General features: G+C 73.9%; 19 protein-coding genes and 1 pseudogene. 8 read left to right on the top strand and 12 right to left on the bottom strand.

Annotated features, from left to right (window positions below):
- Positions 1-521 precede the first annotated feature (521 nt).
- From AB0L29_RS29845 to AB0L29_RS29830, 4 genes are all read right to left on the bottom strand, one after another.
- Positions 522-1,043, bottom strand: coding sequence for an O-acetyl-ADP-ribose deacetylase (locus AB0L29_RS29845; protein ID WP_365831428.1), 522 nt, complete (start codon positions 1,041-1,043; stop codon positions 522-524).
- On the bottom strand, positions 1,040-2,449 hold the full coding sequence (locus AB0L29_RS29840) for an NAD(P)/FAD-dependent oxidoreductase (protein WP_365831426.1): 1,410 nt from the start codon (positions 2,447-2,449) through the stop codon (positions 1,040-1,042). The genes AB0L29_RS29845 and AB0L29_RS29840 overlap by 4 nt, the downstream gene beginning before the upstream one ends.
- A gap of 104 nt (positions 2,450-2,553) precedes the next feature.
- Entirely contained in the window at positions 2,554-3,414 is an 861-nt protein-coding gene (locus AB0L29_RS29835) for an inositol monophosphatase family protein (RefSeq protein ID WP_365831424.1), read from the bottom strand.
- Between the two features lie 173 nt (positions 3,415-3,587).
- Complete coding sequence (locus AB0L29_RS29830) at positions 3,588-5,414, bottom strand: gamma-glutamyltransferase (protein ID WP_365831422.1); 1,827 nt, start codon at positions 5,412-5,414, stop codon at positions 3,588-3,590.
- 455 nt (positions 5,415-5,869) lie between these two features.
- Between AB0L29_RS29830 and AB0L29_RS29825 the strand changes: the two genes are divergently transcribed.
- The 3 genes from AB0L29_RS29825 (at position 5,870) to AB0L29_RS29815 (ending at position 8,079) form a co-directional block, all read left to right on the top strand.
- Complete coding sequence (locus tag AB0L29_RS29825) at positions 5,870-6,316, top strand: Tox-REase-5 domain-containing protein (protein WP_365831486.1); 447 nt, start codon at positions 5,870-5,872, stop codon at positions 6,314-6,316.
- Positions 6,316-6,726, top strand: a complete 411-nt coding sequence (locus AB0L29_RS29820; RefSeq protein ID WP_365831420.1) for a hypothetical protein — start codon at positions 6,316-6,318, stop codon at positions 6,724-6,726. The genes AB0L29_RS29825 and AB0L29_RS29820 overlap by 1 nt, the downstream gene beginning before the upstream one ends.
- A 687-nt stretch (positions 6,727-7,413) precedes the next feature.
- Positions 7,414-8,079, top strand: a complete 666-nt coding sequence (locus AB0L29_RS29815; RefSeq protein ID WP_365831418.1) for a hypothetical protein — start codon at positions 7,414-7,416, stop codon at positions 8,077-8,079.
- A gap of 34 nt (positions 8,080-8,113) precedes the next feature.
- Here AB0L29_RS29815 and AB0L29_RS29810 read toward each other — a convergent pair whose 3' ends face one another.
- The 8 genes from AB0L29_RS29810 to AB0L29_RS29775 form a co-directional block, all read right to left on the bottom strand.
- Positions 8,114-9,640, bottom strand: coding sequence for an NCS1 family nucleobase:cation symporter-1 (locus AB0L29_RS29810; RefSeq protein ID WP_365831416.1), 1,527 nt, complete (start codon positions 9,638-9,640; stop codon positions 8,114-8,116).
- Between the two features lie 139 nt (positions 9,641-9,779).
- On the bottom strand, positions 9,780-10,802 hold the full coding sequence (locus AB0L29_RS29805) for a TIGR03842 family LLM class F420-dependent oxidoreductase (RefSeq protein WP_365831414.1): 1,023 nt from the start codon (positions 10,800-10,802) through the stop codon (positions 9,780-9,782).
- 11 nt (positions 10,803-10,813) lie between these two features.
- The gene (gene hydA, locus AB0L29_RS29800) at positions 10,814-12,256 is read right to left on the bottom strand and encodes a dihydropyrimidinase (protein WP_365831412.1); all 1,443 of its coding nucleotides are present in this window, start codon (positions 12,254-12,256) and stop codon (positions 10,814-10,816) included.
- Positions 12,253-12,714, bottom strand: a complete 462-nt coding sequence (locus tag AB0L29_RS29795) for a hypothetical protein (protein ID WP_365831409.1) — start codon at positions 12,712-12,714, stop codon at positions 12,253-12,255. The genes hydA and AB0L29_RS29795 overlap by 4 nt, the downstream gene beginning before the upstream one ends.
- A gap of 26 nt (positions 12,715-12,740) precedes the next feature.
- Positions 12,741-14,027 carry an aspartate aminotransferase family protein gene (locus AB0L29_RS29790; protein ID WP_365831407.1) on the bottom strand — a complete coding sequence of 429 codons (1,287 nt, stop codon included), beginning with the start codon at positions 14,025-14,027 and terminating at the stop codon, positions 12,741-12,743.
- The gene (locus AB0L29_RS29785; protein ID WP_365831405.1) at positions 14,024-14,866 is read right to left on the bottom strand and encodes a nitrilase-related carbon-nitrogen hydrolase; all 843 of its coding nucleotides are present in this window, start codon (positions 14,864-14,866) and stop codon (positions 14,024-14,026) included. The genes AB0L29_RS29790 and AB0L29_RS29785 overlap by 4 nt, the downstream gene beginning before the upstream one ends.
- 213 nt (positions 14,867-15,079) lie before the next feature.
- Positions 15,080-16,792 (bottom strand): hypothetical protein, encoded by a 1,713-nt coding sequence (locus AB0L29_RS29780; RefSeq protein WP_365831403.1) that lies wholly within the window; start codon positions 16,790-16,792, stop codon positions 15,080-15,082.
- Between the two features lie 127 nt (positions 16,793-16,919).
- Positions 16,920-17,171, bottom strand: a complete 252-nt coding sequence (locus AB0L29_RS29775) for a helix-turn-helix transcriptional regulator (protein ID WP_365831401.1) — start codon at positions 17,169-17,171, stop codon at positions 16,920-16,922.
- Positions 17,172-17,203: 32 nt separating this feature from the next.
- Here AB0L29_RS29775 and map point away from each other — a divergent pair, with 32 nt between their 5' ends.
- From map to AB0L29_RS29750, 5 genes and pseudogenes are all read left to right on the top strand, one after another.
- Positions 17,204-17,980, top strand: coding sequence for a type I methionyl aminopeptidase (gene map, locus AB0L29_RS29770; protein WP_365831399.1), 777 nt, complete (start codon positions 17,204-17,206; stop codon positions 17,978-17,980).
- Positions 17,981-18,189: 209 nt separating this feature from the next.
- Positions 18,190-18,315 (top strand): hypothetical protein, encoded by a 126-nt coding sequence (locus AB0L29_RS29765; protein ID WP_365831494.1) that lies wholly within the window; start codon positions 18,190-18,192, stop codon positions 18,313-18,315.
- Positions 18,316-18,321: 6 nt separating this feature from the next.
- Positions 18,322-18,486, top strand: coding sequence for a PqqD family peptide modification chaperone (locus AB0L29_RS29760; protein WP_365831397.1), 165 nt, complete (start codon positions 18,322-18,324; stop codon positions 18,484-18,486).
- A gap of 22 nt (positions 18,487-18,508) precedes the next feature.
- Positions 18,509-18,883 (top strand): annotated as a pseudogene (locus tag AB0L29_RS29755) (lasso peptide biosynthesis B2 protein); the annotation flags it as partial.
- A gap of 338 nt (positions 18,884-19,221) precedes the next feature.
- The gene (locus AB0L29_RS29750; RefSeq protein WP_365831395.1) at positions 19,222-21,756 is read left to right on the top strand and encodes an ATP-dependent Clp protease ATP-binding subunit; all 2,535 of its coding nucleotides are present in this window, start codon (positions 19,222-19,224) and stop codon (positions 21,754-21,756) included.
- Positions 21,757-21,808: the final 52 nt, after the last annotated feature.

The raw sequence follows: 21,808 nt of genomic DNA, 5'->3' as shown, positions 1-21,808 counted from the left end.
ACGTCGGATCGGGTCCTCGAAAGACCTTCCTCGACGGGGTGTTGCCGGCGGGACGGATCACGGCGAGTGGTGACGAAGACGACTGCCGAGCCAGGCACACCCTAGGACTCGAACAGGACCGGAGCAATGACCACATCGCACTTTGCGCGGTTCTGTTGGATCGTCCGACGTTCCGTCAGTCCGGGTGCTCCCGCGGCCACGACGGGCCCGGAACCGGCCGGTTCACGACAGGGGCGCGAACCGGATCAGGCGCCTGCATGGATGCGGGAGGTCCACAGCGACGGTGTCCCGGCAGCGCGTTGCGCGCCGTCCCCCTGTCCCGGTCCCTGGGGACGGACCACACGGGCCCGGTCACCGGCCTTTTGCGCGACGCCCTCACCCGCCACCCGGCGCCTGGGCCGCCGACGGGGTGACAGCGGCGCGCCACCGCCCCGGCGGCGCGGCCGTCCGCGACCGTCCGCGGCCGGGAGCGGCACCGGCGGCCCCCGGCGGGGCGACGGGACGGGCCGTCCGGCCGCCCGTCACCGTGTCCGCGGGCGCACCTGCGCGGCGAACGCCTCGTACGCCCGCTCGTCGAAGAGGACGAACCTGACCTCCCGGACCGACGTGTCCGTCTCCCGGACCGTCCGCACGGCGATGCGCGCGCCGTCCTCCACCGGCCAGCCGTAGACGCCCGTGGAGATCGCGGGGAACGCCACCGTCGCCGCGCCCAGCTCGTCGGCGACGCGCAGGGACTCGCGGTAGCAGGAGGCGAGGAGGTCCGAGCGGTCCTCGGTGTCCGACCAGACCGGGCCGACGGTGTGGATCACCCAGCGGGCGTCCAGGTCGCCCGCGGTGGTGGCGACCGCCCGGCCGGTGGGCAGGCCCTTGCCGTAGGAGGAGGCGCGCAGCCTGCGGCACTCCTCCAGGACGGCGGGGCCGCCGCGGCGGTGGATCGCTCCGTCGACGCCCCCGCCGCCCAGCAGCGAGGAGTTGGCCGCGTTGACGATCGCGTCGGCGCTCTCGCGGGTGATGTCGCCCCGGACCAGCGTGAGGGTGGTCATGTCTGCCTCAGCCTCCTCCAGACGGCCTTCGCCGCGTTGTGCCCCGACATGCCGTGCACACCGGGGCCCGGCGGGGTGGCCGAGGAGCAGATGAACACGGCCGGATGCGGGGTGGCGTACGGGAACAGGGACAGTCGGGGCCGCAGCAGGAGCTGGAGGCCCGCGGCCGCGCCGGAGGCGATGTCACCGCCGACGTAGTTGGCGTTGCGGGCGGCGAGTTCGGGCGGACCGGCGGTCGCGCGGGCCAGGACGCGGTCGCGGAAACCGGGGGCGAAACGCTCCAGCTGGCGCTCGACGGCGTCGGTGAGATCTCCCGTCCAGCCGTTGGGGACGTGGCCGTACGCCCAGAAGACGTGCTTGCCGGCCGGGGCCCGGGTGGGGTCGGCGACGCTCGGCTGGACCGTGATCAGGAAGGGCCGCTCGGGAGCCCGTCCCTCCCGCGACGCCGCGCGCAGCGCGGTGCCGATCTCCGCGCTGTCCGCGGCGATCTGCACGGTGCCGGCGACGCGGGCCTCCTTGGCGGTCCACGGCACCGGGCCGTCCAGCGCGTAGTCGATCTTGAAGGCTCCGGGGCCGTAGCGGAAGCGGTCGTAGTAGTTGCCGAAGCCGGCGATGCGGGCCAGGGCGGTGGGCGAGGTGTCGAAGACGTACGCGCGCGCGGGCGGCAGGTCGTCGAGGCGCTTGACCTCGTAGCCGGTGTGGACGCTGCCCCCGAAGTCCTTCAGGCAGGACGCCAGGGCGTCCGAGACGGCCTGGGAGCCGCCGCGGGCGACGGGCCAGCCGCGGGCGTGCGCGGCGAGGGCGAAGACCAGGCCGACGGCGCTCGTGGCGAAGCCGCCGAGCGGGGCCATGACGTGCGCGACGAGACCGGCGAACAGGGTTCTGGCCCTCTCGTCGCGGAAGCGGCGCATCAGCCAGGTCGACGGGGGCAGGCCGGCCAGGCCGAAGCGGGCGAGGGTGACCGGGTCGCGGGGCAGCGCGGTGAGCGGCAGGGACATGAAGTCGCGGGCGAGCGTGTCCCACTTGGCCAGGAAGGGCTCGACGAGCCTGCGGTAGGTGCCCGCGTCGCGCGGTCCCAGGGAGGCGGCCGTCTCGCCGACCGACCGGGACAGCACGGCCGCCGTGCCGTCCGGGAAGGGATGCGCCATGGGCAGCTCGGCGTGCAGCCACTCCAGGCCGTGGCGCTCCAGGGGCAGGGCGCGGAAGGCGGGCGAGTTGATGCCGAGGGGGTGCGCGGCGGAGCACGGGTCGTGCCGGAAGCCGGGCAGGGTGAGCTCCTCGGTGCGGGCTCCGCCGCCCACGCTGTCCCGTGCCTCGAAGACCGCCACGGAGAAGCCGCGCCGGGCCAGCTCCACGGCAGCGGTCAGTCCGTTCGGTCCCGCACCCACCACGACCGCATCGAGCATCGACGGCACCTTCGGACCCCTTCGTCAGCCGACGGCCACTGGGATCAGGATATGCCGGGGATCCGGTGCCGACCGGCGGCGGGGCACCACGTCCCGGCCCGCGGTCAGCCGGTGCCGTGCGCCGCGGAGCTCGCGAGGAGCCCCGCCACCCGGCGGGCCGTGGCCGCGTCGCGGGCCGCGGTGAACGGCAGGACGTTGCCGCCGGTGATGCGGAACGGCTCGCCGGCGCGGGTCAGATGGGCGCCGCCGGCCTCCTCGACCAGGAGCAGGCCCGCCGCGTGGTCCCAGGCGGCCTCCCAGGAGAAGGCCGTGGCGTCGACCTCGCCGCGGGCGACGGCGAGGTACTCCAGGCCGGCCGAGCCGCAGGGGCGGGGCGCCACGCCCGGGGTGCGCAGGCCGAGCAGGGCGCGCTTCTGCTCGTCCGTGGTGTAGTCCGGGTGGGAGGTGGCCACGCGCAGGTCCCGGCCGGGCTCGGGCGGGCCGGCGTGCAGGCGCTCGCCGTCGAGGAAGGCGCCCCCGCCCCGTACGGCCGTGGCGAGTTGGTCGCGGGCGGGCGCGAACGTCCAGGAGGCGAGCAGGACGCCGCCCTGCGCGAGGGCGACGAGGGTGCAGAACCCCGTGTCGCCGTGCACGAACTGCCGTGTCCCGTCGACGGGGTCCACGATCCAGACCGGTGCCGAGCCCCGGATCGCCTCGTACGACGCCGGGTTGTCGTGCACCGCCTCCTCGCCGACCACGACCGAGCCGGGCAGGAGGGCGCCAAGCGCCCCGGTGAGGTACAGCTCGGCCTTGCGGTCCGCGTCGGTCACCAGGTCGTGGGGGCCGGTCTTCTGGTCGACCTCGTGCGCGGCGAGCTGCCGCCAGCGCGGCATGATCTCGGCGGCGGCCGCCTTGCGGATCGCCTCCTCGACGTCGGCGGCGTGCTGTGCGAGGAACTCTTCGGCGGTTTCGTTGCTGTCGATCACCCCTCCATCACAACACGCGCCGCCGACAATCCCCACCCGGCCGGTGGACGGCGGGCGGGGGCGCGAGCCGCTGGAGGAGGGCCCGGGCGCGGGCGGCCGGGCCCTCCCCCGGTCCCCGCGGGACCGGGGCCCGGCCGCGCCCCGTGCTCGCGGGGTCAGCGGGGTCAGCGGGGTCAGCGGCCGACCGCGTACCCCTGCATCCCCCGCGGGTTCGCCGCCGCGGACAGCACGCCGGTCCGCGGGTCCCGTGCGACGACGCACAGACGGCCCTCCGTCCAGGGTCCGCCGACGGTCACGTCGTGGCCGCGCCGGCGCAGCCCGGTGACGACCCCGGGGTCCGTGCGGGACTCGACGGTGACGCTGCCGGGGCGCATGCCGCGCGGGTGGAAGGAGCCGGGGAAACTGTCGTTGTGCCAGTTCGGGGCGTCGATCGCGCCCTGGAGGTCCAGGCCGCCGCGTACCCGGGCGCGCAGCGCCACCGCCAGGAAGAAATGCAGCTGCCACTGGTCCTGCTGGTCCCCGCCGGGCGTGCCGAACGCCATGACGGGCACGCCGTCGCGCAGGGCGATGGAGGGCGTGAGCGTCGTGCGGGGGCGGCGGCCGGGCGTCAGCGAGTTCGGCAGGCCCTCCTCCAGCCAGGTCATCTGGAGCCGGGTGCCGAGCGGGAAGCCCAGCTCGGGCACGACGGGGTTGGACTGCAGCCAGCCGCCGCTGGGCGTGGCCGCGACCATGTTGCCCCAGCGGTCGACGACGTCGAGGTGGCAGGTGTCGCCGCGGGTCCCGCCGTCGCCGCCGACGTACGGCTCGCCCGGCACGCAGGACGCCGGGGGCCCGGCGACGGTCGGTTCGCCGGCGCCGAGGGCGCCGGAGGCCGGGCCCGCGCCCGCCGCCACGCGCGCGTGGGCGGGCAGGCGCGGGACGCGTCCGCCGGGGCTGCCCGGCCGGAGCTCGCGGGAGGCCCTGTCACCGACCAGGCCGCGCCGGGCCGCGTTGTACTCCCGCGACAGCAGATCGTCCAGCGGCACCTCGGCCGCGTCCCCGTACCAGGCCTCCCGGTCGGCCATGGCGAGTTTGCAGCCCTCGATCAGCAGGTGCAGGTAGTCGGCGGAGCCGTGGCGGGGCAGCTCGGGCGGGAGCAGCGCGAGCTGCTGGAGGAGGACCGGGCCCTGGCTCCAGGGGCCGGCCTTGCACACGGTCCAGCCGTTCCAGTCGTACGTCACCGGGGTCTCGTACGTCGCGGACCAGGCGGCGAGGTCGGCGGCCGTCAGCGTGCCGGTGTGCCGCCGGCCGCTGGTGTCCATGGTGGGCCGCCGCGCCTGGCGCACCAGGGCCTCGGCGATGAAGCCGGTGCGCCAGACCTCGCGTGCCGCGTCGATCTGCGCCTCCCGGTCCCCCGCTCCCGCGACCTCGCCGAGCAGCCGCTTCCAGGTGGCGGCGAGCGCGGGGTTGCGGAAGAGCTCGCCGGGGCGCGGCGCCCGGCCGCCGGGCAGGTAGACCTCCGCCGACGAGGTCCACTCCGTCGCGAACAGCTCGCGCACGCTCTCCACGGTCTCGCCGACGCGTTCCACGGGCGGGTGCCCGTGTTCGGCGTACCCGACGGCGTACTTCAGGACGTCGGCGAGGGGCTTGGTGCCGTGGTCGCGCAGCAGGAGCATCCAGGCGTCGAACGCGCCCGGGACGGCCGCGGCGAGCGGCCCGGTGCCGGGCACGAGGTCGAGACCGAGGCCCCGGTAGTGCGCGACCGTCGCCCCGGCGGGCGCGACGCCCTGCCCGCACAGCACCCGCACCTCGCCGCCCGCCGGAGCCAGCAGGACGGGCACCTCGCCGGCCGGGCCGTTGAGGTGCGGTTCGACGACGTGCAGCACGAACGCGCCCGCGACGGCCGCGTCGTAGGCGTTGCCGCCCTCCTCCAGCACCGCCATCGCCGACTGGGAGGCCAGCCAGTGGGTGGAGGAGACCATGCCGAAGGTGCCCTGGAGGGTGGGGCGGGTGGTGAACATACGGTCTCTCGCCTCGCTGTTCTCGCGCACCGGCCGGACCGGAAGGCGCTCAGGACGGGTTCCGGGGAGAATCCGGGGTTTAGAACCGGTGCCCTCCTCCAGTCGCTCCCCGGCAGGCTACCGATCGCCTCGCGCCCCTCCCGCCCCGCCTCGGGCATGGAGTGGGCGCGGTGGCCGAGAGGGATGGCCTGTGCCGAGTGCCCCAGCCACTCGGCAAGGGCCACGACCGGCTCTTCGTATCGGCCTCGATCATGTTCTCGTACTCCTTCGTCGACACGAGGCCGACTTTTTCCTTTCCCTGTCCGCTTCAGGACCGCCCCACGGAAGCCCGACCTCACTGCGAGGGCAGGACCTGGTGTGCTTCACCGGTTCGTCGGCCATGGAACGCGGCAGCTCCACGACGCGTGTTCTGCCGCCCTTCGGGAACGTGGAGCGCTTACGGCCGTTGAGCATCCATACCTGGCGTCGGATATGGAGGACACCGCGCGGTCGATGTCGTCCGGGCCGAGCCCGAAGACCTCGCTTTCTCGACCTGCACATGTGTACGGCCGCAGACCGACCGTGCCTACGAACAGCTGGTGACGGGTGGAGTCCCCTCCGGCATCTCGTACAAGGTCCCCGCGGACACGCCGAGCGGTTTCGTCAAGTTCGACGGGTACCAGAACGGGACCCTCATCGACGCCAAGAACATCCATTACAAGGACAGTTGGATCAACAGCGAAGGGAGACTCAAGTTCCCCACATCGGAGACGACTACGATGGTGAAGCAGGTCAAGGCCGCGAACGGCACTCCCGTCGTGTGGTACATGTCCGACGAGAAAACCCGAGCCGCCTTGGAACTGTGGGCGCTCGACAACAACGTCAAGGGCATCAAGTTCGTGTTCAAGCAGGGGCAGGCGTAATGAGTTACAACCTGAGCCTCTACAGGTTCTCGCACGGCGAGCCGGCCGAGCCCGACATGGACGTGGTCCGGGCGGTGCTTTCACCCTTCCGCGCCGCCGACGAGAAGACGGGCGATGGTGCCACGGAGTATTGGATCCGTGCCGCTGACGGCAGTGAGGCCGAGGTGGGCGTCTTTGAACGCCTCGTCAGTGTGGAGAACCCGCAGGCCGGCGACGTATGGAAGATCATCATCGAGCTGGCGGACCGGCTCGGTGCGGGGATTCTCGTTCCCGACGGCACGTTCCTGTGCCCGGAGGACATGCGCACGCACCTTCCCGAGGGCATGGAGGACGATTCCGTTCTGGTTCCGCAGATCACCCTCGAAGCCTTCGAGAACGCTGCGGGCCCGTTCAAGCATCCACTGACCTGACGTTCCATCCGGTGCGGTGAGCGGACGGGTGTGCCCCCGCCTGAAGGCGGGGGCACACCCGTCCGCAAACGAGGGCTGATCGGACGTTCGACTCCCCTGTGTGGCGGATCCCAGCCCACCGCCCGTTCGGACTCCCGCAACGATGAACTGTGAGCGCTCCGCTCTCCTCGACGCCTTGGAGCGCCCACCGGTCCCGCCCGGAGGCGGCTTTCCACGTCGGCCTCACCCGCGCCGACCACATCACCGTCCTCGACCAGGCCCTGGCCCAGATCCCGACACCCACCGCCACGGCACCGACATCCTCAGCGGTACGGGCGCCGGCCTGCCCGCCCCTGGCGCGACCGGAGTTCCGGACGCCTCCGAGCCGGGGCGTGGGCACCCGGGCGACGCGACGGCGTGGTCCCCCTCCCCGGAGGCGGGCCGGCTCCCGGGAGGGCTCCGGCCGGACCCCACCGGACCCGCGCGCCGGACGCCCGCGGCCCGGCCGGCGGGAGACCCGCACCCGGCCCGCGCACCGCCCACCGCGACCCGCACCGCAGGAAACCGGCACCGCCGTCGGCGGGTCGCCGTCACCGCGCGGGTACGCAGCGAGTTGGCACTTCCGCCCCGCGGGGAGTCGTGTGACACTGTCGTCCCGTCCGCGGTGCGGACCCCTCCGCACCGCCCGTCCCCCACGAGAAGTGCGCCGTGCGTCGTCTCCCCCTGCCTCTCGCCCTGACCGCGCGCCTGTCCCCGGTGGCCGTGCTCGCCGCGGCGGGCTGGGCGCTGTCGTCCGGACCGCTCACCGCGCCGCAGGCCGCCGGACACGAACCGGCCGGCACGCCCACCGCGACCCGCTCCGCGTCCGCCCCGTCGGCGAAGGCGGTGGTGAAGACGTACGCCACCGCGCCCGCGCCCTGCGACGCCCTGTCCGGGAAGACGGTGGAGTCCCTGGTCCCGGGTGCCCGGACGGCCGGGAAGGAGATCCCGTCGACGGACTCGGAGCTGCGCCGCACCTGCTCGTGGAACGCGCTCGAGGGATACGAGTACCGCTGGCTCGACGTGTCCTTCGAGATCCTGGAATCGGACGAGGAGGCCCGGAAGTCCTACCGGGAGCGCACCGGGGAGAGGAGCGGCGGGGGCGCGGTGCCCGGCCTCGGCGACACGGCCTACTCCGTGGTGAACCTGACCACCGAGGACGAGCAGGAGACCCGTGAGGGCGTCGTGATCGCCCGTGCGTCCAACGCGCTGGTGGTCGTCACGTACAACGGCAGTGACTTCGAGTCGAAGAAGGCGCCCGGCACGGACGAGATCAACGAGGGGGCCATCAGGGCCGCCAGGGAGGCGGTGGCCGCGCTGGCGAAGGGCCGTTAGGAACCACCGGCTGTCCTCCGGCGCGGCCACGGTGTCAGACCTCGGTGCGCTCCCTTCCCCGCGCCCGCATGAGCACGAGGTACAGCACCATCGACGTGCCCAGGCCCACCGCCCAGCCGTAGTCGGCCAGGTCCGCCAGCGCCGGGAGGGGACGGCCGTCGATCAGCGGCGCGAAGTCGGCGCCGCCGACGGCCAGCACACCGCCGGCCGCGAAGGCGACGACGGCCCGCCAGTTCCAGCCGCCCTGGTACCAGTAGCGGCCGCCCGTGCGGTACAGGTCGACGAGGTCGAGCCGGGTGCGGCGCAGGATCCAGTAGTCGGCGATCAGGATGCCGGCGACCGTGCCGAGCAGGCCGCCGACCAGGCCGAGCCAGGTGAAGATGTAGCCCCGGGGGTCGGAGTACAGCCTCCACGGCAGGATCAGCACCCCGAGCACGCAGGTGGCGAGCGCGCCGGCCCGGAAGCTGATCCGCCGGGGCGCGATGTGGGAGAAGTCGAAGGCCGGGGAGACCAGGTTGGCCGCGACGTTGACGGACAGGGTCGCCACCAGCACCGTGACCAGGGCGAAGAGCAGCCCGACGGTGTTGTCGGTCCTGGCGGCGAGCTGCACCGGGTCCCAGATCGCCTCGCCGTACACGGCCTGCGAGCCGGAGGTGACCATCACGGAGAGGAAGGCGAACAGGGTCATGGTGGTCGGCAGGCCGAGCGCCTGGCCCCAGGTCTGTGCCCTCTGGCTCCTGCCGTAGCGGGTGAAGTCGGGGATGTTCAGGGACAGCGTGGACCAGAAACCGATCATGCCCATGAGGGCGGGGGCGAACAGCGTCCAGAAGTCGGCACCCCAGCCCAGCTCGGACGGCTGGTCGAGCAGCGGTCCGAAGCCGCCGGCCTGGTCGCTCATCCACCACAGCATCACGAACGCGCCGACGAGCACGAAGGGCGCCGCCCAGTTCTCGAAGCGGCGCAGCGTCTCCATGCCCCGGTAGATGATCGCGACCTGGATCGCCCAGAAGAGGGCGAAGGACAGCCACATGGTCCAGGCGTGGCCGCCGACCGCGGCGGCGTTCGTCCAGCCGTCGCCGATGAGCCTGCCGGCGAGGAAGTAGATGGCCTCGCCGCCGATCCAGGTCTGGATGCCGAACCAGCCGCACGCCACCAACGCCCGTACCAGGGCGGGCAGGTTGGCGCCCCGGACGCCGAAGGAGGCCCGGGCGAAGACCGGGAAGGGGATGCCGTACTTCGGGCCCGCGTGCCCGGTGAGCAGCAGCGGTACCAGCACGATGACGTTGGCCAGGGCGATGGTGAGCACCGCCTGCTTCCAGTCCATCCCGACCGCGACCAGACCGGAGGCCAGGGTCCAGGAGGCCGTGTTGTGGGCCATGCCGACCCACAGCGCGCAGAAGTTGTACGTGGTCCAGGTGCGCTGGGCGACGGGGACCGGCAGCAGGTCCGCGTTCGCGTGGGGACCGCTCGGCGCCGGGGCGCCCGGGGCGATCTCCACCCGGCCGTCGGCGAGGGTGACCTGGCCGGCCGACGGTATGGCCGTGGGAGCGGGATCGGACATGGGCGGGCCAATCGGGGAGGCGGGACGGGAGGGGCCGTGCGGGTGGCGCCGGTGGGGTGCGCCCCGGAAAGAGGCGGGCCCCCGGGCCCCTTCCCGGGAGGGCGGGAAGGGGTGCGGGTGAGGGCCTGCCGGGCCGCGGTCAGCCGTTGACCGCCGGGATCACCTGCGATCCGTAGGCGTCGATCACGGCCTCCTGCGCGTCGTGCATGTCGTAGACCGCGAACTGGTCGACGCCCAGCGCACGCAGCGCCCTCAGTTTCTCGACGTGCCTGCCGACGGAGCCGATCAGGCAGAACCGGTCGACGATCTCGTCCGGCACGAACCGGGTGTCCGGGTTGCCGCTGCGCCCGTGGTGGGCGTAGTCGTAGCCCTGGCGGGCCTTGATGTAGTCGGTGAGTTCGCCGGGCACCCGGGAGGAGTGCTCGCCGTACTTGGCGACGAGGTCGGCGACGTGGTTGCCGACCATCCCGCCGAACCACCGGCACTGCTCGCGCGCGTGGGCGAGCGCCTCGGGCGAGTCGTCCCCGGTGACGTAGGCCGGGGCGGCCACGCAGACGGTCACCTCGCCGGGGTCGCGTCCGGCGGCGGCGGCCGCGTCCTTGACGGTCTTGACCATGTACTCGGTCAGGTACAGGTCGGCGAGCTGGAGGATGAACCCGTCGGCCTCCTCACCGGCCATCTTCAGGGCCTTCGGGCCGTACGCGGCCATCCACACCGGCAGTTCGGCGCCGGGTCCGATCCACGGGAACCGGACGACCGTGCCGCCGCCGAGGTCGGCCTCCCCGCCGCTGCCGAGGGCCCGGATGACCTTCATGGCCTCGCTGATGCGGGCCAGGGTGTTGGGTCTGCGGCCGGCGACCCGCATCGCGGAATCACCGCGTCCGATGCCGCAGACCGTGCGGTTGCCGAACATGTCGTTGAGGGTGGCGAAGGTGGAGGCGGTGACCTCCCAGGCGCGGGTGCCCGGGTTGGTCACCATCGGGCCGACCTTCAGCTTCGTGGTGTTCGCCAGGATCTGGCTGTAGATCACGAAGGGCTCCTGCCACAGCACGGCGGAGTCGAAGGTCCAGCCGTGGGTGAAGCCGTTGCGCTCGGCGCGCTTCATCAGGCTGACGACCCGTGAGGCCGGCGGGTCGGTCTGCAGGACGAGTCCGAAGTCCATCGGGGCCGCTCCTAGGCGAGGTACTGGCAGGTGGAGCGCGGGGTGTAGACGCCGTGGCCCTTGCGTCCGGTGTACTCCCGCTCGGTGATGACGGGTTCGCCCCGCGAGAGGACGGTCTCGACGCGGCCGGTGACGCGCCTGCCCTCGTACGCCGAGTAGTCGACGTTCATGTGGTGGGTCTCGGCGGAGATGACCTGCTCGGCGTGCGGGTCGTAGATCACGACGTCGGCGTCGGAGCCCGGCGCGATGGTGCCCTTCTTCGGGTACAGGCCGAACATCCGGGCCGGGGTGGCGCAGGCGATCTCGATCCAGCGGCGGCGGGAGATGTGCCCGTCGAGGACGGCCTGGTGGAGCAGGTCCATGCGGTTCTCGACGCCCGGCAGGCCGTTGGGGATCTTGGAGAAGTCACCGCGGCCGAGCTCCTTCTGGCCGGCGAAGCAGAAGGGGCAGTGGTCGGTGGAGACGACCTGGAGGTCGTTGGTGCGCAGGCCCCGCCACAGGCTGGCCTGGTGCTCGCGCGGCCTGAGCGGTGTGCTGCACACGTACTTCGCGCCCTCGAAGTCCGGCTCGGCGAGGTTGTCGGTGGACAGGAACAGGTACTGCGGGCAGGTCTCGCCGAAGACGTTCAGCCCCTCGTCGCGCGCCCGGGTCAGCTCCGCGACCGCCTCCGTCGCCGAGACGTGCACGACGTACAGGGGCGCGCCGGCCACCTGCGCGAGCCTGATGGCGCGGTGCGTGGCCTCGGCCTCCAGCAGCGCCTTGCGGACCTCCCCGTGGTGACGGGGGCCGGTCTCGCCGCGCGCCAGCGCCTGCTCCACCAGCACGTCGATCGCGATGCCGTTCTCGGCGTGCATCATGATCAGCCCGCCGTTCTCCGCGGAGCGCTGCATGGCGCGCAGGATCTGGCCGTCGTCGCTGTAGAAGACCCCGGGATAGGCCATGAACTGCTTGAAGGACGTCACGCCCTCCTCGACCAGCAGGTCCATCTCCTTGAGCGTCTCCTGGTTCACGTCGGAGACGATCATGTGGAAGCCGTAGTCGACGGCGCAGTTGCCCTCGGCCTTGGCGTGCCAGGCGTCCAGGCCTTCCCTGAGCCCGCGCCCGACGCTCTGCACCGCGAAGTCGATGATCGTGGTCGTGCCGCCCCAGGCGGCGGCCCGGGTGCCGGTCTCGAAGGTGTCGGAGGCGAAGGTGCCGCCGAACGGCAGCTCCATGTGGGTGTGGGCGTCGACCCCGCCCGGGATCACGTACTTCCCGGTGGCGTCGATGACCCTCCCCCACCCTTCGGGCGAGGGTGCCCCCCTCTCGCCCCGCTCCGCCGTGAAGGCCTGGGCGGCGGGGGTGCCGGAGGCGGCGAGGGCGGCGATGCGGCCGTCCTCGATCAGGACGTCGGCGTGGATCTCGTCGGACGCGGTGACGACGAGCCCGCCGCGGATGACGGTACGGCTGCTCATGCTCCCTCTCCTGGTCCTGCCGTGGTCGGTGTGGGTGACGTACGGGCCGTCCCGGCGTCCGTGGGGAGAGCGGTGGGCGCCGGGACGGCGGTCGGGGGACGGTCAGCGGCGCGCGGGCGCCCGGCGCGCCGTGCGGGGAGCGGAGGCACCCGGCCCCGGTCGTCCCGGCCGCCGGTGAGGGACGCGCCGGTGACGGGCGCGCCGGTGACGGGCGCGCCGGTGACGGGCGCGCCGGTGACGGGCGCGCTGGTGACGGGCGCGCTGGTGAGGGGAACCCTTTCGCCGTCGGGCGGCCCGGCGTCGCCGGGGGCCTCGGCGGCGTGCGCCCGGCGGGCCGGCCGGTCGAACCGCCCGGCCCTCGCCTCGGACGCCCCGGCGGGCACCCGCTCCGGGGCGGGCACCGGCCGGACCGGCGGGGCCGGTCCCAGGGGCTCCCGGAGCTCGGAGGTGGTGGTCATGGCGGCCCTCCTCGCTCGCACGGGTCCTACCGGATGCTCCTCAGAGCGCTCTGCAGGATCGCGGCTCCCTCCTCGGCCTCCGCGACGGTGAGGGACAGCGGCGGGGCGATGCGCAGGGCGCTGGTGTCGTGGCCGCCGCCCTTGCCGATGAGCAGGCCGCCCGCGCGGGCCGCCTCCAGCACGGCGGACACGGCCTGCGGGTCGGCCCGGTCCGTGCCCGGCCTGGTCAGCTCGATGCCGATCATCAGCCCCCGCCCGCGCACCTCCCGGACGTGCGGCACCTGCGCGGCGGCGGCCCGCACCCGCTCGATGAGCAGGCCGCCGACGCGCCGGGCGTTGCCCTGCAGGTCGTGCTCCAGCAGGTAGGCGAGGTTGGCGAGGCCCGCGGCCATGGTGATCTGGGTGCCGCCGAAGGTGGAGATGCTGTTGGCGTCCAGGCAGTTCATGATCTCGGCACGGGCGACGACCCCGCCGATGGACATGCCGTTGCCGATGCCCTTGGCGAAGGTCACGATGTCCGGCGGCCCGTTGCGGGCGTGCGCCTGCCAGCCCCAGAAGTGCTCGCCGGTGCGGCCCCAGCCGGTCTGCACCTCGTCGGCGATCCACAGGACGCCGCGCTCCTGGAGCACCTCGCGGAAGGCCGCGTACAGGCCGTCCGGCGGCGAGGTGAAGCCGCCGACGCCCTGGATCGGCTCGGCGATCAGCGCGGCGGGCGGGCGGGTGTGGCCGAGCAGGTCCTTCAGGTCCTCGACGCAGGCGGCGATGAAGTCGGCGTCCCCGAGATGCGCGTAGGGACCGCGCGTGCGGACGCCGCCGTGCACGTACAGCGTCTGGAGCGGGGACAGCGAGGTCGGTGACCAGCCGCGGTTGCCGGTGATGCCGACCGCGCTGAAGGAGCGGCCGTGGTAGCTGTTGCGCATCGCCAGGATCGTGTTGCTGTGCCGGTACGTCGTGGCCAGCAGCAGGGCGGTGTCGTTGGCCTCGGTGCCGGAGGTGGTGAAGAACACCCGGGCGTCCGGGATGCCGCTCAGGTGGGCGACGCGTTCGGCGAGTTCGACCATCGGCCGGTTGAGGTAGAGGGTCGAGGAGTGGACGATCCGCCCGGCCTGCTCGGTGACCGCCTTCGTCACCTCGGGCAGTGCGTGCGCGGTCATGGTGGTGAGGATGCCGCCGAAGAAGTCGAGGTACCGGTTGCCCTGCGCGTCCCAGACGTGGCGCCCCTCGCCGTGGGTGATCTCGATCGGCTCCTCGTAGTAGAGGGCGAGCCAGTCGGGGAGCACGGACCGGTGCCGGCCCAGCAGGTCGTGGCTCACGGCCGCACCAGCCCTTCGTAGGCGTCGGGGCGGCGGTCGCGGTAGAAGGCCCAGGTCTGCCGCACCTCCTCGACGAGGTCGAGGTCCAGGTCGCGGACCACGAGTTCCTCCTTGCTGTCGCTGGCGACGTCCCCCACGAACTGCCCGCGCGGGTCGACGAAGTAGCTCGTGCCGTAGAAGTCGTTGTCGCCGTACTCCTCCTGGCCCACGCGGTTGATCGCGGCGACGTAGTACGCGTTGGCGACGGCCGCCGCCGGCTGCTCCAGCCGCCACAGGTGACCGGACAGGCCCCGGTGGGTGGCGGACGGGTTGTAGACCAGTTGGGCGCCGTTCAGGCCGAGTTGCCGCCAGCCCTCCGGGAAGTGGCGGTCGTAGCAGATGTAGACGCCGACCTTGCCGACGGCGGTGTCGAAGACGGGCCAGCCGAGGTTGCCCGGCTTGAAGTAGTACTTCTCGTTGAAGCCCTTGATCTGCGGGATGTGGTGCTTGCGGTACTTGCCGAGGAAGGTGCCGTCGGCGTCGATCACGGCCGCGGTGTTGTAGTAGAAGCCCGGCTGCTCGGCCTCGAACACCGGCGCGACGATCACCATGCCGGTCTCGCGCGCGAGCTCCCGCATCCGGCGCGTGGTCGGCCCGTCGGGCACCGGCTCGGCCCAGCGGTAGTGCTCGGGCTCCTGGACCTGGCAGAAGTAGGGGCTGTTGAAGACCTCCTGGAACCCGATGATCTTCGCGCCCTGCCGGGCCGCCTCGCGGGCGTGCTCCTCGTGTTTCGCCACCATGGACTCGGTGTCGCCGGTCCAGGTGGCCTGGACCAGAGCGGCACGTACGACGTTGGCCATGAGCTGCTCCTTCGACGCGACGTCAGAGCTTCTACGCCCGTAGAAACAGGCCGTAGAGGGATGAACGTAAGCCTCCGTGACGGCCTTGCCAAGACCATCGTCGTCAACCCGCGGAGTCGTTCGTGTTTCACACCCCTGTGGGTGAGTGGTGGGACCGGTGAGGGCTGTGAGAGCGGTGGGGGTCGTGTGCGGGTGAGTCGTGCGGGCGGCGGGTCATGCGGAAAAGCCGGCGACCCGGAGGGCGTGCACCAGGTCCCAGTGTCGCTCTTCCGACACGCCCCTGGCAGCCTCCAGGAGCAGCGGCACGAGCTGGCGCGGACCGGGCTCCGCGCTGCGGGCCGCCTCCTGCGGGGTGCGGACCCGTACGTACGCGTCGAGCAGCGCGCACGCCTCGCGCCGGCGCTCCCGGGCGACCAGCCCGAGCACGGCCCGCCCGATCTCGTCGGCGGGGCGGGCCACGCCCTGCCGCAGGATCTGCCGCCCGTCCGCCGCGCGTCCCGCCGCGGCCAGCGCGTCGGCCGCGGCGACCAGCCGGTCGGCGGGCAGCGAGGCGGCCTCCCACAACAGGGTGGCCCAGTCGGCGTCCAGCCCGGCGCGCCGCATCTCGGCCGCCAGCAGCGGGAACCGGGCGGCGGGCCAGGACGCGGCCTGCGCCAGCAGGGCGTGCGCCTCCCCGCTGCGGCCCTCGCCCCGCAGTCGCGCGAGCGTTCCGACGGCCCGGGCGACCTCCCGCCGGTCCTCCGCGTCCGCCACCTCGCCCGGCGGCTGCGCCCGCTTCGTCCGCCCGGCCCGTTCCACCGGCTCGGCGGCCCCGGCGAACCGGGCGCCGCGCGGGGCGCGCCCTGCGGCGGGAGCGGACGCGGGAGCGGCCGGTACGGCGGCCGCCGGCACGACGTCGGGAACGGCGTCCTGCTCGGCCGTCCCGGCGAAGCGGGCGCCGCCCCGGCGCCGCTTGCGCGGCCGGGGGGCCGGGGCGGGCGGGGCAGACGAGGCCCCAGGGTCGGCGGGCCGTGCGGCGCCGTGCGTGTCCGGGTCCGGGTCGGCGTCGGCTCCGCCTCGCGCGGTCCGGCCCCCGAACCAGCCGCGCCCGGGAGCGCGCGGCGCCGCCGCGCCGTCGTCCGCGGCCCACGCCTCGGGCCCCTCCCCACTACTACCAGCGTCCGCGATCCACGCCTCGGGCCGCTCCCCGCTCCCGCCGACGCCCGCGGCCCACGCCTCGGACCGGCCCCCGCTCCCGCCAACGTCCGTGGGGAGCACCGTGCGGGGTGCGGCCCCAGCCGGCTCCCCGCCCCCGTATGGGCCGCCCCCGTACGGGCCGCCCCCGCCCGGACCGGGCCCGCCCGGCGGGGACGTGCCGTCGTCCCGGAGGGCCGGGCCGGCCTCGCGGTGGCCGCGGCGGATCGCCTCCGCCGTCCGCGCGCGGCGGTCCGCCTCGGCCAGGCGGGCGCGCAGTTCCGCGCACCGCGCGGTCGCGCGGTCGTGGTCGTCGCGGGCCCAGGCGAGGTCCAGGCGCAGCGCGTCGGCCTCCTCCCGGGTGGGGGCGGAGGCGAGCGACCGGCTCAGGGCCGCCTGCCGTTCGACGGCGTGCCTCTGCTCGCGGAGCATGACGTCGAGCCGGTCCACGAGGGCGTCCCGGCCCCCGGGCCGGGCGTCGTACGCGGCGAGCGCGGCGGCGTGCAGGCCGCGGGCCCGTCCCCGCTCCGCCCGGGCGGTGTCCGGCCCGTACGCGGCGGCCAGGTCCTGCAGCAGCGCCTCCACCACGTCCCAGGGCGGCACCTCACGCCCGTCGAGGCAGGCCCGCATCCCGTCGGGGTCGCGCCGCCGGAACACCGCGCACCAGCCGCCGCCCTGGTCCAGGCACGCCAGCAGGCCGCTCAGGTAGTCCGCGAACTCCCGCACACCTTCCGGGAGTTGATCCACTGCCATCACCCGACTCCCGCCCCACCGGATCACTCCGGTCCGTAGGGAACACCAGGTGTGTTACGGCGCGGCTACAGGGAGTTTTCCAGGAGGGACGCGGGCCCTTCCGTCCGGCCGGGGCCGGCCGTGAACGTCACACGCCCGCGAACACGCACTGCCCGGCCAGTTCGTCCATGGACAGCCCGAGCGCGCGGGCCAGCGCCGCCACCGTGAAGAAGGCCGGGGTCGGGGCACGCCCGGTCTCGATCTTGCGGAGGGTCTCGGCGGAGATGCCGGCACGGGCCGCGACCTCCGCCATGCTGCGGTCGCCGCGCGCCTCGCGCAGCAGCCGCCCGAGCCGCTCGCCGCGCTCGCGTTCTTCCGGGGTGAGAGGGGTGCGCACCATGCCACCATTCTAATACCGGTATAGTAATTGGCATGGTGGAGCTGAAGACAGACACATCGATCGACGCCATGCACGAGGCGGGCCAGGTGGTCGCCCGTGCCCTGACGGCCGTACGCAAGGCCGCCGACGTGGGCGTCTCCCTGCTGGAGCTGGACGAGGTGGCGCGCGACGTCCTGCGCGAGGCGGGCGCGACCTCGCCGTTCCTCGGTTACCGGCCCTCCTTCGCGCCCACCCCCTTCCCGGCCGTGATCTGCGCCTCCGTCAACGACGCGATCGTGCACGGCATCCCGACCCGCTACCGGCTGCGCGACGGCGACCTCGTCTCCATGGACTTCGGCGCCGAGCTGGGCGGCTGGGTCGGCGACTCGGCGATCAGCTTCATCGTGGGCACCCCGCGCGCGGCGGACGTACGCCTGGTCGAGACCGCCGAGCGCGCCCTCGAGGCGGGCATCGCGGCGGCCGTCGTCGGCAACCGCATCGGCGACATCGCCCACGCGATCGGCTCGGTGTGCCGCGCGGCGGGCTACGGCATCCCGGACGGTTTCGGCGGTCACGGCATCGGCCGCCGCATGCACGAGGACCCGGCGGTGCCGAACGAGGGCCGGCCGGGCCGGGGGATGCGGCTGCGCCACGGCATGGTCCTGGCGATCGAGCCCATGGTGATCGGCGGCGGCACCGACGGCTTCCACGCGAGGCCCGACGGCTGGACCCTGTGCACGGACGACGGCTCGCGGGCGGCGCACGCCGAGCACACCGTGGCGATCACGAACGAGGGTCCGCGCGTCCTCACGGCACGGGAAGCCGCCTGAGACCCACCGGTCCCGCCCGGCCCCTTCCAGGAGACGGTGTGCGCCGCGGGGCGGGAACGCGCGCCCCGGCGGCCCCTCCTCGGGAGGGCCGTGCGCCGGGGTCAGGGCTCCGCAGCGGACTGTCCGACGCCATCCTCCGCACCACCGTCGCCGCCGAGGTGTGGCTGCGAGGGCCGTCCCGCAGCCGTACCCGCACCCCGTGGCGCCCCGTGCCCCCGCACACCATCCAGCGCGTCGGAAAGGCGAGCGCCACGCCCCTGCGGTTCGACGCACACGTCTCCACCGCCGAGACCGGCTACGGCACCGCACTCCTGGACCAACAGGCGGGTGTCTAGTGGGAGTTGAACCCGACCGCCACCCTGCTGGTACGCACCCTGCTCGACGGCGGCGAGGTGGCGGAGGCGGCCGCCGCCCTGGTCCGCGAGCTCGGCGTCGACCGGGCGCAGGCCCTGCGGGACGTCGAGGCACTCGTCGGACACCTGCGGGAAGCGGGGCCGGCCTCGTGACGACGCCCAGCGCCCTGGAGCGGCCGCCCGCCTCCTCTTGCTCCCCGCAGTCCGCCTCGGCCTGCTGCCGCTCCGCCGCATCCGCGCCGTCCTGTGCGTCCCGCGCCGCGGGGCCGCGCCCGCGACCAGGGAGCAGGGAGCAGGCCCGTGACGCGCGGGACGCCATGTGCGCCGTCAGCCTGCGCTGCGCCGGTCCCAGGGGTGTCTGCCGCGTTCCCTGGGCGCCGCGCTGCTGTGCCGGCTCCGGGGCGTGTGGCCCACCTGGTGCGCCGGGGCCCGCGTCGTCCCGCCCTTCGGCGCGCACGCCTGGATCGAGGCGGAGGGCCGCCCCGTCGGCGAGGGAATGCCGGACGGGTACTTCACCCGGCTGATGGCCGTCGAGCCGGCGGGGCGCTGAGCAGGCGGAGCGACGTCCCGACGGAGCCACGTACCGGCGGAGCAACGGCCGGCGACGAGACGGCCGACGGTGCAACGGCCGGCGGCGCGACGGCCGGCGGCGCGGTCCGGGGCGCCGGGAAGGAGCCGCCCGAAGCGGTGACCGGTCGGCCGTGCCCGCCGGTACGGGCCGCGGCGCCCGTACCGCCGGGCAGCGCACCACCGCAATCCGGCACGAAACCTGTCGATACCCCCTCTTGCCTAACATGCCCGGCGAAACGGAACGTGTCATCGTGGCATGAGCGAGCCCGGACCGGGTTACCCGGCCCCGGCACGTCGACAGCGAAGGAACGGATAGCGATGACGAGCGGTTTCATCGGCCCGGAGGGCGATCCCTTCGCAGACTTCCTCGCCCGGTTCTTCGGCGGTCCCCGCCCGCGCCAGATCGACCTCGGGCGACTGCTGAGCCAGCCGGCACGGGAGCTCGTGCGCGGGGCCGCTCAGTACGCCGCCGAGCACGGCAGCCGGGACCTGGACACCGAGCACCTGCTGCGGGCCGCCCTCTCCACCGAACCGACCCGCAGTCTGCTCAGCCGGGCGGGCGCGGATCCCGACTCGCTGGCCTCGGCGATCGACGAGCGCTCGGGACCGGTCCGGCACGGCGCGTCCGACACGCCGCCGCCGACCTCGCTCTCGCTGACCCCGGCCGCCAAGCGCGCCCTGCTGGACGCGCACGACATGGCCCGGGCCCGCGGGTACGGGTACATCGGCCCGGAGCACGTGCTCAGCGCGCTCGCGGCGAACCCCGACTCGGCCGCCGGGCACATCCTGAACGCGGCCCGGTTCGCGCCGTCCAGCCTGCCCCAGGAGTCGCCGGAGGCCTCCCAGCCCCGCGCCGAACGACCGCGGCCCACGAACACGCCGACCCTGGACAAGTACGGCCGCGACCTCACCGACCTGGCCCGGCAGGGCCGGATCGACCCGGTGATCGGGCGGGAGAAGGAGATCGAGCAGACCGTCGAGGTGCTCTCCCGGCGCGGCAAGAACAACCCGGTGCTGATCGGCGACGCGGGCGTCGGCAAGACCGCCGTGGTGGAGGGGCTGGCGCAGCGCATCGCCGAGGGCGACGTGCCGGACGTCCTCACCGGGCGGCGGGTGGTCGCCCTGGACCTGACGGGGGTCGTCGCGGGCACCCGCTACCGGGGCGACTTCGAGGAGCGGATGAACACCATCGTCGAGGAGATCCGCAGCCACTCCGACCGGCTGGTCGTCTTCATCGACGAACTGCACACCGTGGTGGGCGCCGGGGGCGGTGGCGGCGGTGACGGCGGGTCGATGGACGCCGGCAACATCCTCAAGCCCGCCCTGGCCCGCGGCGAGCTGCACGTCGTGGGCGCGACCACGCTGGAGGAGTACCGCCGCATCGAGAAGGACGCGGCCCTCGCCCGCCGCTTCCAGCCCATCATGGTGCCGGAGCCGGCGCCGGCGGACGCGATCGAGATCCTGCGGGGCCTGCAGGACCGGTACGAGGCCCACCACCAGGTCCGTTACACCGACGAGGCGCTGGTGGCGGCCGTGGAGCTGTCCGACCGGTACCTCACCGACCGCCGTCTGCCGGACAAGGCGATCGACCTGATCGACCAGGCCGGTGCCCGGGTGCGGCTGCGCGCCCGCACGAAGGGCTCGGACGTGCGGTCCATGGAGCGCGAGGTCGAACAGCTGGTCCGGGACAAGGACCAGGCGGTCGCGGACGAGCAGTACGAGCAGGCCACGCAGCTCAGGGACCGCATCGTCGAACTGAAGCGGCGGATCGCGCAGGCCGGCGGGGACGGCGAGGTCGACGAGGGGCAGGACCTGGTGGTCGACGCGGAGGCGATCGCCGAGGTGGTGTCCCGGCAGACCGGCATCCCGGTCAGCCGTCTCACCGAGGAGGAGAAGGACCGTCTGCTCGGCCTGGAGCGGCACCTGCACCAGCGCGTGATCGGCCAGGAGGAGGCGGTGCGCGTCGTCTCGGACGCGGTGCTGCGCTCGCGCGCCGGGCTCGCCAGCCCCGACCGGCCGATCGGCAGCTTCCTCTTCCTCGGGCCGACGGGCGTCGGCAAGACGGAGCTGGCCCGCGCGCTGGCCGAGGCGCTGTTCGGCAGCGAGGACCGCATGGTCCGCCTGGACATGAGCGAGTACCAGGAGCGGCACACGGTCAGCCGCCTGGTCGGCGCCCCGCCCGGGTACGTCGGCCACGAGGAGGCCGGGCAGCTGACCGAGGTGGTGCGCAGGCACCCCTACTCGCTGCTGCTCCTGGACGAGGTGGAGAAGGCCCACCCGGACGTCTTCAACATCCTGCTCCAGGTGCTCGACGATGGCCGGCTCACCGACTCCCAGGGCCGGACGGTGGACTTCACCAACACCGTCATCGTGATGACCAGCAACCTCGGCTCGGAGGCGATCACCCGGCGCGGTGCCGTGCTGGGCTTCGCGGCGGGCGGCTCGGACGCGGACGAGGAGGCGCGGCGCGAGCAGGTCCTGCGGCCGCTGCGCGAGCACTTCCGGCCCGAGTTCCTCAACCGCATCGACGAGATCGTGGTCTTCCGCCAGCTGACGCAGGAGCAACTGCGCCGGATCACCGACCTGCTGCTGGAGCGGACCCGCCGTCTGCTGCGCGCCCAGGACGTCACGGTCGACTTCACCGACGCGGCCGTGGACTGGCTGGCGCGGCGCGGTTACCAGCCGGAGTACGGTGCCCGCCCGCTGCGCCGCACCATCCAGCGGGAGGTGGACAACGAGCTGTCCCGGCTGCTGCTGGACGGCCGTGTCGAGGAGGGCGGCCGGGTGACGGTGGACGTCGCGGACGGCCGCCTGGCGTTCCGCGCGCAGGAGACGCCCGCCCCCGAACTGTGAGGTCTGCGGGCCCGGTGACGTCGTGTCACCGGGCCCGCGGACCTGCCTCGTA

It is taken from the genome of Streptomyces sp. NPDC052701 (genome assembly GCF_040678355.1).
Classification (GTDB): Bacteria; Actinomycetota; Actinomycetes; order Streptomycetales; family Streptomycetaceae; genus Streptomyces.
The sequence above is the reverse complement of the archived record's forward strand: the minus strand, read 5'-3'. Positions and strand labels throughout refer to the sequence as shown.

Coding starts and splice junctions, on each gene's coding strand:
- AB0L29_RS29750 (WP_365831395.1), top strand. CDS start 19,222: ATGACGAGCGGTTTCATCGGCCCGGAGGGCGATCCCTTCGCAGACTTC.
- AB0L29_RS29795 (WP_365831409.1), bottom strand. CDS start 12,714: ATGACCACCACCTCCGAGCTCCGGGAGCCCCTGGGACCGGCCCCGCCG.
- map (WP_365831399.1), top strand. CDS start 17,204: ATGGTGGAGCTGAAGACAGACACATCGATCGACGCCATGCACGAGGCG.
- AB0L29_RS29840 (WP_365831426.1), bottom strand. CDS start 2,449: ATGCTCGATGCGGTCGTGGTGGGTGCGGGACCGAACGGACTGACCGCT.
- AB0L29_RS29780 (WP_365831403.1), bottom strand. CDS start 16,792: ATGGCAGTGGATCAACTCCCGGAAGGTGTGCGGGAGTTCGCGGACTAC.
- AB0L29_RS29845 (WP_365831428.1), bottom strand. CDS start 1,043: ATGACCACCCTCACGCTGGTCCGGGGCGACATCACCCGCGAGAGCGCC.
- hydA (WP_365831412.1), bottom strand. CDS start 12,256: ATGAGCAGCCGTACCGTCATCCGCGGCGGGCTCGTCGTCACCGCGTCC.
- AB0L29_RS29830 (WP_365831422.1), bottom strand. CDS start 5,414: ATGTTCACCACCCGCCCCACCCTCCAGGGCACCTTCGGCATGGTCTCC.
- AB0L29_RS29810 (WP_365831416.1), bottom strand. CDS start 9,640: ATGTCCGATCCCGCTCCCACGGCCATACCGTCGGCCGGCCAGGTCACC.
- AB0L29_RS29820 (WP_365831420.1), top strand. CDS start 6,316: ATGAGTTACAACCTGAGCCTCTACAGGTTCTCGCACGGCGAGCCGGCC.
- AB0L29_RS29805 (WP_365831414.1), bottom strand. CDS start 10,802: ATGGACTTCGGACTCGTCCTGCAGACCGACCCGCCGGCCTCACGGGTC.
- AB0L29_RS29785 (WP_365831405.1), bottom strand. CDS start 14,866: ATGGCCAACGTCGTACGTGCCGCTCTGGTCCAGGCCACCTGGACCGGC.
- AB0L29_RS29775 (WP_365831401.1), bottom strand. CDS start 17,171: ATGGTGCGCACCCCTCTCACCCCGGAAGAACGCGAGCGCGGCGAGCGG.